Here is a 12,281-nt window from a genome sequence, read left to right on the forward strand (position 1 = left end):
CCCCCCGTATCCCCGCCCCCGGCGGGCATCCTGTGGGGGTGAGCAACGAAGAGTTCCGCGCCGCCATGTCCCGGCTCGCCGCGGGTGTGGTCCTGGTGACCGCGCGCGAGCTTTCGCTGGACGCGCAGGACCCGCTGGCCCCGGGCGGCGAGGACGTCGGCATGACGGCGACGGCCTTCCTCTCCGTCTCGCTGGACCCGCCGCTGGTGCTGGTCAGCCTGCGTGAGGGCTCCCGGATGGACGACCTGCTCGCCGAGCAGCCGCTGTGGGGCGTCTCGGTGCTCTCCGAGAGCCAGCGGCACATCGCGGGGCGGTTCGCGATGAAGGGCCGGATCAGCGACCGGCTGCTCTTCGAGGACATCCCTTACGTACGGGGTGAGGCCTGCGGGGCGCCGTTGGTGGGCGGCGCGCTCGCGACGCTGGAGTGCCGCACCGAGCGGACGGTGACGGCGGGTGATCACACCCTCGTCATCGGGCGGGTGCTCACGGCGGAGCTGCCCAGCGCGGACGGCGGACCGCTGATGTATTTCAAGGGGAAGTACCGGCAGCTGGGCTGAGCGCCCTTTGCTAACGCGGGGTTTGCCGGCGCAGTGTTCACACGGGGTTCACACAGGGTTTGCGGGGTCAGCCCCAGCCCTGGCCCGAGCGGCCGCGCTTGGTCTCGCTGCGCTGTTTCTTGTTCCGCAGCCGCCGTTCGTTGATGCCGCGGGGGATCTTCGTGGCCCTGCGGGGCCGCGGCGGCGGGGCGGTGGCTTCCGCGAGGAGCGAGGCGAGGCGGACCAGGGCCATCTCGCGGTTGCGCCACTGGGAACGGTGCTCCGAGGCCCGCACGCTGACGACGCCGCCCACGAGGCGGTTCGCGAGGCGCTCCAGGGCGCGCTCCTTCCACACGTCGGGCAGCGCGTCCGTGTTCGCCAGGTCGAACCTCAGCTCCACCTGCGAATCACTGGTGTTGACGTGCTGCCCGCCCGGCCCCGAGGACCGCGAGAAACGCCACATGAGCTCGGCCTCGGGGAGGGAGACGGAGCCGCGGATGACATAGGGACCGGACATGTGCTCCATGGTCCCGCGTCTGTCCGGTCCACGTCACCTGTATTTGCGGGGCGAGTAAAGAAAGTAAAAGGAAGTGGAACCTCTGGGACCCCGGTCGACGTTCATAGGGGTGACGGTAGCTTCGTCCCCAGTACGAAGCCCGTTCGTACGCAACGAGGGAAGGGACTCCCAACAATGGCAGTAAGCCTGTCCAAGGGTGGCAACGTCTCGCTCACCAAGGAGGCTCCGGGCCTGACCGCCGTCACCGTGGGCCTCGGCTGGGACGTCCGCACCACCACTGGCACCGACTTCGACCTGGACGCCTCCGCGATCGCGGTGAACCCCCAGGGCAAGGTCTTCTCGGACGGCCACTTCGTCTTCTTCAACAACAAGGCGACGCCGGACCAGACCATCGTGCACACCGGTGACAACGTCACGGGTGCGGGCGAGGGCGACGACGAGCAGATCAACGTCAACCTGGCGGGCCTCCCGGCCGACATCGACAAGATCGTCTTCCCGGTCTCGATCTACGACGCCGAGAACCGCTCGCAGAACTTCGGTCAGGTGCGGAACGCCTTCATCCGCATCCTCAACCAGGCCGGCGGCGCCGAGATCGCGCGCTACGACCTCTCCGAGGACGCCGCCACCGAGACCGCCATGGTCTTCGGCGAGCTCTACCGCAGCGGCGCGGAGTGGAAGTTCCGCGCGGTGGGCCAGGGCTACGCGTCCGGTCTGGTCGGTATCGCGCAGGACTTCGGCGTCAACGTCTGAGGTTCACCAGGCAGTTGACGAGGGCCCCCGGCGGATACGTTCCGCCGGGGGCCCTCGTCGTCGGTACGGGGTAATCGGCCGGCCGCGCGGGAAGGGATCCGCCGCGAGGCGGCGGGACGGACGGCCCGCGAACCGGAGCGTGAAGGAGTGTGAGGCCCATGGCGACCGTGGTGCTGGTCGGCACGCTGGACACCAAAGGCGCCGAGTACGCGTGGCTGCGCGAGCGGCTGCGGGAGTACGGCAGCGACGTCCTGCTCGTCGACACGGGCATACTGCCGCCCCCCGCGCAGGCGCCCACCGCCGACGTACCGGCCGCCGCCGTGGCCCGCGCCGCCGGGCACGACCTGGCGAAGCTGCGGAGCTCGGGCGACCGGGGCGCGGCGGTCGCGGCGATGGCGGACGGCGTGACGGAGGTCGTCCTGGACCTGCACCGCGAGGGCAGGTTGCACGCGGTGCTCGCGGCGGCGGGCAGCGGCGGCTCGTCGATCGCGGCGCAGGCGATGCGGGCGCTGCCGATCGGGGTGCCGAAGGTCCTCGTCAGCACGATGGCGGGCGGGGACGTGTCCCCGTACGTCGGCAGCAGCGACATCACCCTCATGTACAGCGTCGTCGACATCTCCGGCATCAACTCGGTCTCCCGGCAGGTCCTCGGCAACGCGGCGGCCGCGGCCGCCGGCATGGCCCGCCGCTTCGAGCGCAACCACGACGAACTCGCCGGCCAGGGCCGCAAGGTGGTCGCGGCGACGATGTTCGGCGTGACGACGCCCGCGATCGACGCGGCCCGCGCCCGCCTCGACGAGCTCGGCTACGAGGTCCTCGTCTTCCACGCGACGGGCGCCGGCGGCCGCGCGGTGGAGAAGCTGGCGTCCGACGGCCTCCTGGACGGCGTACTGGACCTGACCACCACCGAACTCGCCGACGATCTGGTCGGCGGTGTCCTCTCCGCGGGCCCCGAGCGCCTTACCGCCGCGGGCCGCGCGGGCATCCCCCAGGTGGTCGCCCCCGGCGCCCTGGACATGGTCAACTTCGGCCCCGAGTCGACCGTCCCCGCCCGGTTCGCGGACCGCGAGCTGCTCGTCCACAACCCCACGGTCACCCTGATGCGGACGACCGCCCAGGAGATGGCGACCCTGGGCGCGTCCCTCGGCCACAAGCTCGCCGCGGCGCGCGGCCCCGCCGAACTGTTCTGGCCGTTGCGCGGCGTCTCGGCGGTGGACATCGACGGCGGCCCGTTCGAGGACCCGGCGGCGGACGCGGCGGGCCTGTCCGCCCTGCGTACGACGGTGCGGGGCAGCGGGGTCCGGCTCCACGAAATGGACGTACACATCAACGACGCGTCGTTCGCGGTGGCGATGGCGGACCGCCTCGACGAGTTGATCGGCTCGCGCGAGCTCACCGGCATCAAGGAGCGGTAACCCCATGCCCTCGATCACCCGCAAGGAAGCCCTCTCCCTCCTCAACTCCCAAGTGGCGGCGGGCCGTCCGCTGATCGGCGCGGGAGCGGGCACCGGCCTCTCCGCCAAGTGCGCGGAGGAGGGCGGCGTCGACCTCCTGATCATCTACAACTCGGGCCGCTACCGCATGGCGGGCCGCGGCTCACTGGCCGGGCTTCTCCCGTACGGGGACGCGAACGCGATCGTGGTCGACATGGCGCGGGAGGTCCTTCCGGTGGTCAAGGACACGCCAGTCCTGGCCGGGGTCTGCGGCACGGACCCGTTCCGGGACATGGGCCGCTTCCTGGACGAACTGAGGGCGATGGGCTTCGCGGGCGTCCAGAACTTCCCGACGGTCGGCCTCTACGACGGCACGTTCCGCACCAACATCGAGGAGACGGGCATGGGTTACGCCCTGGAGGTCGACATGGTCCGCGAGGCCCACGCCCGCGACCTCCTGACGGCCCCCTACGTCTTCGACCCGGCCCAGGCGGCGGACATGGCCCGCGCGGGCGCGGACGTCCTCGTCCCGCATGTGGGCCTGACCACGAAGGGCTCGATCGGCGCGGGCACGGCCCTGACCCTGGACCAGGCGGCGGCAGCGGTCCAGGAGATGCACGACGCGGCCAAGGAGGTGAACCCCGACATCCTGGTCCTCTGCCACGGGGGCCCGATCGCGGAGCCCGAGGACGCGGCGTACGTCCTCTCCCGCACCACGGGAATCGTCGGCTTCTTCGGAGCGTCCTCGATCGAACGCCTCCCCACGGAACGGGCGATCGTGGAGCAGACGCGGGCGTTCAAATCCCTGCTTACGGATTCCTGAGTCAATTCAACAAAGCCGAAAGGGGGGCGGCAGTCCGTAAGGCGCGAGCCATGCACGGACAACCGCCCCGCTTCACGTCGGAGTCGAGGTCACGTCACCGGAATCTTGGTGATCCGGTACGTTACTTCGTACTTCCACTTGCCCATCCACGTGCCGCCCTCGAACGGCCACGGCTTGTCGCCCGCGTGGATTTCCGAAATGGGGCGGGAGACGGTGAGCTGGCCGAGTTCGTCGTCCGGGTCGACCTTCTTGAGGACGTCGCTCATCGCCGTGTACGAGACGTCGATGAGCTGCTGGCCGAACTGGCCGGGGATGGGGACGACCTTGTTGACGGAGTCCAGCATCTCCTTGAGGGCCTGGCCGTACTTGCCCCAGTCCGAGCTGAAGTCCTCGTCGTAGCCGGCGATTCCGATGGTCAGGGTGTCGGCCATGTCGACCTCGCCCTCGAAGATCACGGACTCGGTCGGGTTGAACATCTTCGACTGCTGGTCGTTGATGTCGAGCGGCTTGGTGAGGACGACGTTGCGGATGTCACCACAGGCGGCGGCGCCCACGACGTAGAACTCGTCGCCGCCGAGGTTGTCCTCGGTGTCGAAACAGTGGACCTTGACGAGCTCGACGCGGATACGTGCCCTGCTGCTTGCCACGTAATTCTCCCTTCCGGGGAATTGGTTGAGCGCCGCACATCTCGATATGACGCGGCGACGCTCGTACAGATTGAAGAATTCACGCGCCTCTCGGCAGCCTTTCTTCCGGCCAAATCGACAGCTGTCCTGAATTTGTTCAGACGTACGGTGCCGGATTTATTTTCTGGTGCGCGAGAGAAAGGGAGCGAAATGAGTGACACCAGGAACCGGCAGCAGCGCAAGGGGCACGGCCGGGAGTTCGTGGGCAAGATCGAGGAGCGGTTCCGGGCGGAGGGGCGCGGCGGGGTGCGTCCGTGCGCCGTGCTCCGAAAGCCGCTGGCGTAGCCGCTGGCGTAGCCGCTGGCGTAGCCGCTCACCCGGGAAACACCGCAGGCCGGGGACCAACAACCGTACGCATAGCGGACATTGGGCCGCACCATTCGGACAAGAACAAGTAAAGAGTTGTTCGTGAACCGTCAATCAACGGGTCACCAGTGTCACTCTCTCTCCGCCGCTCCCCAACCGGCCAAGCCCTTTTTCAAGGAGAGCCAGTGAGACAGCAGTCCCCCACCCCTCGCAAGACCGCTGTTCGCGCCGCCGCCCTCGCCGCATCGGCCGCCATGGTCGTGCTCGGCGTACAGAGCACCACCGCCGCCACCGCGGCCGGTGACCAGGACTCCGCCGGCGCGGGCACCCTGCGCCTGAGCGCGACGCAGCGCGCCGAGGCCATCAAGTCGGCGCAGGCCGACGCCTCTTCGGCCGCCGACGCGATCGGAATCGGTGGCAAGGAGAAGCTCGTCGTCCGTGACGTCGTCAAGGACCGCGACGGCACCACGCACACCCGCTACGAACGCACCTACGACGGCCTGCCCGTCCTCGGCGGCGACCTCGTCGCGCACACCGCGAAGAGCGGCAAGCTGAAGGGCGTCGACAAGGCGCGTGGCGGGAAGATATCCGTGGCGTCCACGGATGCCGAGAAGTCCGCCGCCGACGCCAAGAAGTCCGCCGTCGCCGCGGCCGACTCCGAGAAGGCCGGCGCGAAGGACGTACGCAAGGTCATCTGGGCGGGAGACAAGGGCAGTTCGCCCGTCCTCGCGTACGAAACCGTCGTGACGGGCGTACAGCACGACGGCACCCCCAGCGAGCTGCACGTCGTCACCGACGCCGCCACCGGAAAGAAGCTCTTCAGCCACGAGGCCATCGAGAACGGCACCGGGACGAGCCAGTACAGCGGCTCCGTCACCGTCGGCTCGACTCCCGCCGCCTCCGGTGGTTACGACCTCACCGACGGCGGGCGCGGCGGCCACAAGACGTACGACCTCAACGGCGGTACGTCCGGCACCGGCACCCTCTTCCACGACGCCGACGACCAGTGGGGCGACGGGACGCCGCAGAACCGGCAGACCGCCGCCGTCGACGCCGCGTACGGGGCCGCGCAGACCTGGGACTTCTACAAGTCCGAGTTCAACAGGAACGGCATCGCGGGCGACGGCAAGGCCGCCTACTCCCGCGTCCACTACGGCAACGCGTACGTCAACGCCTTCTGGTCCGACGCCTGCTTCTGCATGACGTACGGCGACGGCGCGGGCAACCTCAAGCCGCTGACCTCGCTCGACGTGGCCGGTCACGAGATGAGCCACGGCCTCACCGCGTCCACCGCGAAGCTCAACTACAGCCGTGAGTCGGGCGGTCTGAACGAGGCGACCAGCGACATCCTCGGCACGTCCGTCGAGTTCTACGCCAACAACCCGGCCGACGTCGGCGACTACCTCATCGGCGAGAAGATCGACATCCGCGGCAACGGCACCCCGCTGCGCTACATGGACAAGCCCAGCAAGGACGGCAACTCCGCCGACTACTGGTCCAGGAACGTCGGCCGCCTCGACGTGCACTACTCGTCCGGCGTCGCCAACCACTTCTTCTACCTGCTGAGCGAGGGCAGCGGCGCGAAGACCATCAACGGCGTCTCCTACGACTCCGCGACGGCGGACGGCAGTTCGGTCACCGGCATCGGCCGGACCAAGGCCTACCAGATCTGGTACAAGGCGCTGTCCGTCTACATGACGTCGACGACCGACTACGCGGGCGCGCGCACCGCCACGCTCAAGGCGGCCGCCGACCTGTACGGCGCGGGCAGCGCCGAGGAGAAGGCGGTCGCGGCCGCCTGGTCCGGTGTGAACGTCAAGTAGCCCTGGAGCAAGGCCAAGCAGCTCTGGAACAAGGCCGGAACAAGGCCGGAACAAGGCCGGAACAAGGCCGGATCGCCCCTCAGACCTCAGGGGTGGTCCGGCTTTCCGTCTTCGTAGAGCCACGGACCCCAGATCGCGCGCACCTTCTCGCGCGCCGCGTCGCCGCCCGCGTGTTCCTCGACGTACCGCGTGAAGTCCTTCGTGTCCGCGTTGCCGTGGCGACGGGACTTCGTCCAGCCCTGCACGATGTCGTAGAAGGTGTCGTCGCCCACCGCCTGCCGGATCTTGTGGACGACCATGCCGCCCCGCTCGTACACCGGACTGTCCGAGATGCGCGCGGCGGACGGCGGCTTCGCGGGCGGGAAGGCCCAGATCGCCTTGTTGTCCTCGGCGGAGTCGTAGTAGTCGCCCTCGTAGATCGCGTCGAAGGTCTCCTGCGCGCTGTCGCCGTCGTGGTCCTCCTCCCACAGCCACTCCGCGTACGTCGCGAACCCTTCGTTGAGCCACATGTCCTGCCAGGACTTGGGCGTCACGGAGTCGCCGAACCACTGGTGGGCCAGCTCGTGGACGAGGAGTCCGGTGTCGGGGGCGCCGGGGAAGGTGGGGCGGGTCTGGGTCTCCAGGGCGTACCCCGCGTCCTCCTCCCTGTCGACGATCGCGCCGGTCGACGAGAAGGGGTAGGGGCCGAAGTTCAGCTCCTGCCACTCGATGATCTCGGGGATCTTGGCGAGCGTCTTCGCGCTCGCCTTGACCTGGGAGGGGTCCACGGCGGTGAGGACGGGGATGCCCGACTTGGTGGTCGAGCGCTTGACCTCGTACGTCCCGATGGCGACCGTCGCCAGATAGCTCGCCATCGGTTCCGCGCTGTGCCAGGCGAAGGTGGTGCGGCCGTTCTTGGTCGACTCGCGGGTCAACTCACCGTTGGAGATGGCCTTCAGGCCCTTGGGGACGGTGATTCTTATGTCGTACGAGGCCTTGTCGGAGGGATGGTTGTTCGCGGGGAACCAGGCCATCGAGCCCGTCGGCTCGCCGAGCGCGATGGCGCCGTCGGCCGTGCGCAGCCAGCCCTCCTCGGATTCGTCCGGGTCGGTGATGGCCTCCGGGGTGCCGGAGTAGCGGACGGTCGTGCGGAACGTCTCGCCCTTGTCGAGGTCGTCGGGCGGGCGGATCGTCAGCTCCTGCCCGTCGCGGTGGAAGTTGGCGTCCTTCCCCTCGACGGTCACCGTCTTCACGTCCAGACCCTTGAGGTCGAGGTTGAAGGCGCTGAGGTCCTGCGTGGCACGTGCCGTGATCTCGGCCTCGCCGGTGAGATGGCGGGACTCGGGGTCGTAGCCGAGGGTCAGGCCGTAGTGCGCGACGTCGTAACCGCCGTTGCCCAGCTTCGGGAAGTACGGGTCGCGCACACCGTCGGCTCCGGGCGTGCCGTGCACTCCGGAGCCGCCGCATGCGGTGAGGGCGAGAGCGGTGAGGGCGGCGAGGGCGGCGAGGGCGGCGGTCGATGTGCCGCGGGGCGCCGTGGATCGTGGGTGCACGGCTGCGATCTTATGCGGCATATGTTCGGCGGGGGCCGCACGGCCGGACGGTTCACTGCCGGACGGTTCACTGCCGGACGGTTCACTGCCGGACGGTTCACTGCCGGACGGTTGACTGCCGGACGCTTCCCGGCAGGGCGGGCCAGTAGTGCTCGGTGAACAGGCGGGCGACCAGCTCGCCCCGGCTGGAGACGCGGGCTTTGGTGAAGACGGTCTTGAGGTGGTCGCGGACCGTGTGCGGGGAGATGAACAGCGTGGTGGCGATCTCGGCGGTGGTCATCCCGCGCGCGACGAGCTGGGTGATCTGCAGCTCCCGCGAGGTCAGGCCGTACGCGTCGGCGATCAGGACCGCCAGGTCCGCGGGTGTCGCGGGCTCGATGACGAGGGCCACCGGGGCGGGGCGGCCGCCGGGTCCGGTGAGGCAGGAGGCGTGGCAGACCAGCCAGCGGCCTTCGGTGGTGCGGATGCGAACGCGGGCGTTGCCGTGGTCGCGGCCGTCGGCGACGGCCCGCGCCTGGAGGGCCGTGCCGATCACCCAGATGGGCAGCTTCAGGCCCAGCGGTGAGGGGAAGGACGGACCCTTCGGCAGCAGCGCGAGGAGTCGGCGGGCCTCGTCGTTGATCGACATGGCTTCGCCGGACTCGTCGAAGAGGATCAGGCCGGGAGCGGGCGATTCGGTGCGGGGCGCCGCGTCGGGCGGCCTCGCGAACTCACGCAGCCGCGCGGCCAGCGGGCGGGACAGGCCGGCCAGCAGCGCGATCTCGTCCGGGCGGAACGCGGCTGCGGTGCGCGACGCGTCGGAGGTGCGCGACGCGTCGGAGGTGTGCGACGCGTCGGAGGTGTGCGACGCGTCGGAGGTGCGGAACAGGCTCACCAGGCCCCAGGGCCGGTCGCCGATCCGCAGGACGCCTCGCAACTCGTCGTGCACGCCGCTGCCGAGGAGCAGGCGCCGGAAGCGGGCGCTGCGGGCGGGCAGGCCACCGGTGGCCTGCCGCAGCCCGGCGGCCGGTACGGACGCGCGGGCCAGCTCGCGGAACGGCAGGACGTTCTCCTCAAGGAGCTCGCTCTCCCAGTACGCGTGACAGCCCTCGCCGGTGCCGAGGTTCTCCACCAGCATCGGCGCCGTGATCAGGCCGGTCTCCGGGTCGGCGGCCGTCCACACGGCGGCCTGGAACGGCACGAGGCGCTGCAGCGCGGCCGAGGCCAGGCTGAACAACTCGCCTGCTTCGGCGGCCCGTTCGACGGCCCTCTCGGCTGCCGAAAGCACCGTCCGGCGTGCGTCGGTCATGAGCATCCCCTCCGCCGCCCAGCCTGCCCGGTCCTCCGCACGGCACCAACCCCTCATGTGAGGGGGTCGGTCGGAGCCGATCGCCCGTACGCGGGGGATGGGGCTCCGCGGCGGCGTTGGCGAAGGTCGATGGCACACGACTGGACGGCACAAGCCGGACGGCACAAGCCGGACGGCACCGGAGAGGGAGCTCATGGACATCGCGATCGTCGGAGGGGGCGCGGCCGCGGTCGGCCTGCTCGACGCACTGGCCGCCACGGAGGGCGAGGCCACCGCCGGGGGCGGGACCGGCACGATCACGGTCTTCGAGCCGTCGCCGCAACTGTGGCGGGGGCGGCCGTACGGCCCGGACCTGGACTCGGTCCTCGTGAACGCGCCGCCCGCCATCATGTCGATCCGCAACGGCGACTTCGGCCACTACACAGCCTGGCTGGGCGAGCGCGGCGCCGACCACGTCGACGGACTCCTGGGCCGGCCGCTGGTCCCGCGCGCGCTCTACGGCGAGTATCTGGCGCAAACCGCCGAGAAGGCCGTGGCGGCGCTGGGCGAGCGGGGTTGGCTCGTACGCGTCGTGGCCGCCCAAGTGACGGAGGTGGTCCGCTCCGGGGCCCGTCTGGTGCTGCGCACGCAGGACTTGATGGAGCGGCACAGTACGCAGGAGCAGCACGGCAGGCAGAAGCACGAGGCCACCCACGTGGTGCTGTGCGTCGGCGGAGGAACACCCCCGGATCTGTACGGCCTCGCCGGCAACCCGGGCTTCACGGCCGACCCCTATCCGCTGGCCGATACGCTCGACCGCGTACCGGCCGGGGGCGATGTGGCGGTCATCGGCAGCGGCCTGACCGCCGTGGACGTCGTCGTGTCGCTCGCCGCGCGCGGCCACACGGGGCGGATCACGCTGCTCTCGCGCGGCGGAGTACTGCCGTACGTCTGGCAGCGCCCGGACGACCGGCGCCCGCGGCACCTGACCGCCGAACGCGTCACGGAACTGCACCGGGCACGGGGAGAGGTCACGCTCGACGACCTCATAGGGCTGCTGCGCGCGGAACTGGCGGACGCGGGCGAGGACTTCGAGGAGCTCGCGGCCGAGCTCGTCGGCACCACGTCCGATGACCCGGTCCAGCGGCTCCGGCGGCAGCTCGCCGCCGTCGGTGATTCCCGGATCGGCCGCCGCGTGCTGCAGGAGGCGGCGCACACCGTCGGCCCGTACGCGTGGCGGCTGCTGCCCGCATCCGACCGCGCGTGGCTGCGGCGCCACCTGCGCACGGCCACAGGCCTGGCCTCGCCCATGGTTCCGGTGAACGCGACCGTCCTGCTGCGGCTCCTGGATTCCGGACAGCTGTCGGTCACTCGCGGCGTCCACGCGATCGAGCCGGTGGAGGGGCGATTCCGGGTGCGGACGCGGAACGACTCCGAACGCGCCGCGGAGTCCGTCGCCGACACGGAGTCCGTCGCCAACGCCGAGTTCGTCGTCAACGCCGAGTTCGTCGTCAACGCCGTGAACCCACCGCCGCAGACGGTCCCGGCCGCGGCCCGCCGCCTGGTCGAGTCCCTGGTGGCCACCGGCCTGGCCACGCTCCACCCGTCCGGCGGGCTGACCCCCGCCGACCCGCGCGTGCACGTGGTCGGCGACCTGGCCGGCGGCGGCTCGTTCATCACGTCCGGCATCCCCGGCGTCGCCGCCCAGGCGTCCCGCACCGCCCGGGCGCTCCGGACGCCCTGACGGTGAGCCGCGCGGCGGCGAGGAGACGGATGTCAGCGGCGGATGTCAGCGGCGGATGTCAGCGGCGGATGTCAGCGGCGGATGTCAGCCGTTCAGGGCCGCGACACCGGCCTGCGCGAACTTCTCGTCCAGGTCGCCGGAGGGCGCGCCCGCGACGCCGATGCCCGCGATCGGGGCGCCCTTGGCGGTGACCGGGGCGCCGCCCGCCAGGAACAGCGTGCCGGGGATGTCCTTCAGGGTCGGGGCCTGCTCCAGGCGCTTGGTCAGCTCGGAGGTGGGCGCGTTCCAGGAGACGGCGGTGTACGCCTTCTTCTCGGCGGACTCGTAGGACTGCGGGCCCGCGCCGTCGCCGCGCAGGGTCACGATGGTGTTGCCGTTGCGGTCGACGACGGCGACCGTGACGCGCTGGTTCTCCTTCTTCGCGGCGTCCAGGGTGGCCTGCGCGGCCTTGGTCGCGGCGGCCACGGTGAGGTGCGTGGACTGCTGCAGGCCGGCGTCGCCCGCGTCGGCGACGACGGGGGCCTTGGACGCGGCGTCCGGGGTCCCGGCGGTCGCGGACACGGCGCCGAAGGTGCCGGCCCCGAGGGCGGCGACCGCGAGGGCGCCGGTGATGACACGGGTGCGCTTCGAGCGCTTGTGGCTGGGGTTCTTGGTCATGCGTCGATCTTCCGGCCGCTCACCGGCACTCCCCGTCGGCGTACCGGCTGCTCCCGAGAAGCGTTCCGGCTGACCCCCGGGTCAGCCGATCGGCTGACCCGTGCCGGTCCGCGCCGGGTCACAATAAAAGAGTGAATCAACACGGCGAGCCCGACCCCGCCGCCGAGTACGCCCACCCCGGCCCCTGTCTCTTCTACACATCTTACC

Annotated in this window: 12 protein-coding genes; 7 read left to right on the forward strand and 5 right to left on the reverse strand. The window is 70.6% G+C overall.

Features of this window, described 5'->3' with window-relative positions:
- Positions 1–8: 8 nt before the first annotated feature.
- The gene (locus E2651_RS33805) at positions 9–557 is read left to right on the forward strand and encodes a flavin reductase family protein (RefSeq protein WP_135335082.1); all 549 of its coding nucleotides are present in this window, start codon (positions 9–11) and stop codon (positions 555–557) included.
- Between the two features lie 67 nt (positions 558–624).
- On the opposite strand, the gene arfB is transcribed toward E2651_RS33805, so the two are convergent.
- Complete coding sequence (gene arfB / locus E2651_RS33810; RefSeq protein ID WP_135335074.1) at positions 625–1,062, reverse strand: alternative ribosome rescue aminoacyl-tRNA hydrolase ArfB; 438 nt, start codon at positions 1,060–1,062, stop codon at positions 625–627.
- Between the two features lie 165 nt (positions 1,063–1,227).
- On the opposite strand from arfB, the gene E2651_RS33815 reads away from it, so the two are divergent.
- From E2651_RS33815 to E2651_RS33825, 3 genes are all read left to right on the forward strand, one after another.
- The gene (locus E2651_RS33815) at positions 1,228–1,803 is read left to right on the forward strand and encodes a TerD family protein (protein ID WP_135335075.1); all 576 of its coding nucleotides are present in this window, start codon (positions 1,228–1,230) and stop codon (positions 1,801–1,803) included.
- A gap of 158 nt (positions 1,804–1,961) precedes the next feature.
- A complete protein-coding gene (locus E2651_RS33820; protein ID WP_135335076.1) occupies positions 1,962–3,218 on the forward strand; it encodes a Tm-1-like ATP-binding domain-containing protein in 1,257 nt (418 codons plus the stop codon).
- 4 nt (positions 3,219–3,222) lie between these two features.
- Positions 3,223–4,059 (forward strand): phosphoenolpyruvate hydrolase family protein, encoded by an 837-nt coding sequence (locus E2651_RS33825; RefSeq protein WP_135335077.1) that lies wholly within the window; start codon positions 3,223–3,225, stop codon positions 4,057–4,059.
- Between the two features lie 89 nt (positions 4,060–4,148).
- Here E2651_RS33825 and E2651_RS33830 read toward each other — a convergent pair whose 3' ends face one another.
- Positions 4,149–4,706 carry a hypothetical protein gene (locus tag E2651_RS33830; RefSeq protein ID WP_135335078.1) on the reverse strand — a complete coding sequence of 186 codons (558 nt, stop codon included), beginning with the start codon at positions 4,704–4,706 and terminating at the stop codon, positions 4,149–4,151.
- 189 nt (positions 4,707–4,895) lie between these two features.
- Between E2651_RS33830 and E2651_RS46015 the strand changes: the two genes are divergently transcribed.
- Both E2651_RS46015 and E2651_RS33835 read left to right on the forward strand, forming a co-directional pair.
- On the forward strand, positions 4,896–5,030 hold the full coding sequence (locus E2651_RS46015) for a hypothetical protein (protein ID WP_280922819.1): 135 nt from the start codon (positions 4,896–4,898) through the stop codon (positions 5,028–5,030).
- Positions 5,031–5,305: 275 nt separating this feature from the next.
- Positions 5,306–6,874, forward strand: coding sequence for a M4 family metallopeptidase (locus E2651_RS33835; RefSeq protein WP_135335083.1), 1,569 nt, complete (start codon positions 5,306–5,308; stop codon positions 6,872–6,874).
- Positions 6,875–6,960: 86 nt separating this feature from the next.
- On the opposite strand, the gene E2651_RS33840 is transcribed toward E2651_RS33835, so the two are convergent.
- Both E2651_RS33840 and E2651_RS33845 read right to left on the reverse strand, forming a co-directional pair.
- On the reverse strand, positions 6,961–8,406 hold the full coding sequence (locus E2651_RS33840) for a M1 family metallopeptidase (RefSeq protein ID WP_245239393.1): 1,446 nt from the start codon (positions 8,404–8,406) through the stop codon (positions 6,961–6,963).
- A gap of 97 nt (positions 8,407–8,503) precedes the next feature.
- Positions 8,504–9,694 carry a helix-turn-helix transcriptional regulator gene (locus tag E2651_RS33845; protein WP_167828972.1) on the reverse strand — a complete coding sequence of 397 codons (1,191 nt, stop codon included), beginning with the start codon at positions 9,692–9,694 and terminating at the stop codon, positions 8,504–8,506.
- Between the two features lie 193 nt (positions 9,695–9,887).
- On the opposite strand from E2651_RS33845, the gene E2651_RS33850 reads away from it, so the two are divergent.
- A complete protein-coding gene (locus E2651_RS33850) occupies positions 9,888–11,417 on the forward strand; it encodes an FAD/NAD(P)-binding protein (protein ID WP_135335080.1) in 1,530 nt (509 codons plus the stop codon).
- Between the two features lie 84 nt (positions 11,418–11,501).
- Here the strand turns inward: E2651_RS33850 and E2651_RS33855 are convergent, their stop codons facing one another.
- Complete coding sequence (locus E2651_RS33855; protein WP_135335081.1) at positions 11,502–12,074, reverse strand: heme-binding protein; 573 nt, start codon at positions 12,072–12,074, stop codon at positions 11,502–11,504.
- Between the last annotated feature and the right edge of the window lie 207 nt (positions 12,075–12,281).

The organism is Streptomyces sp. MZ04, assembly GCF_004684775.1.
GTDB lineage: Bacteria > Actinomycetota > Actinomycetes > Streptomycetales > Streptomycetaceae > Streptomyces.

Bases quoted from the DNA above. Each gene is read 5' to 3' on its own strand.
- E2651_RS33820 (WP_135335076.1), top strand. From the start codon at position 1,962: ATGGCGACCGTGGTGCTGGTCGGCACGCTGGACACCAAAGGCGCCGAG.
- arfB (WP_135335074.1), bottom strand. From the start codon at position 1,062: ATGGAGCACATGTCCGGTCCCTATGTCATCCGCGGCTCCGTCTCCCTC.
- E2651_RS33855 (WP_135335081.1), bottom strand. From the start codon at position 12,074: ATGACCAAGAACCCCAGCCACAAGCGCTCGAAGCGCACCCGTGTCATC.
- E2651_RS46015 (WP_280922819.1), top strand. From the start codon at position 4,896: ATGAGTGACACCAGGAACCGGCAGCAGCGCAAGGGGCACGGCCGGGAG.
- E2651_RS33815 (WP_135335075.1), top strand. From the start codon at position 1,228: ATGGCAGTAAGCCTGTCCAAGGGTGGCAACGTCTCGCTCACCAAGGAG.
- E2651_RS33845 (WP_167828972.1), bottom strand. From the start codon at position 9,694: ATGACCGACGCACGCCGGACGGTGCTTTCGGCAGCCGAGAGGGCCGTC.
- E2651_RS33835 (WP_135335083.1), top strand. From the start codon at position 5,306: ATGGTCGTGCTCGGCGTACAGAGCACCACCGCCGCCACCGCGGCCGGT.
- E2651_RS33825 (WP_135335077.1), top strand. From the start codon at position 3,223: ATGCCCTCGATCACCCGCAAGGAAGCCCTCTCCCTCCTCAACTCCCAA.
- E2651_RS33850 (WP_135335080.1), top strand. From the start codon at position 9,888: ATGGACATCGCGATCGTCGGAGGGGGCGCGGCCGCGGTCGGCCTGCTC.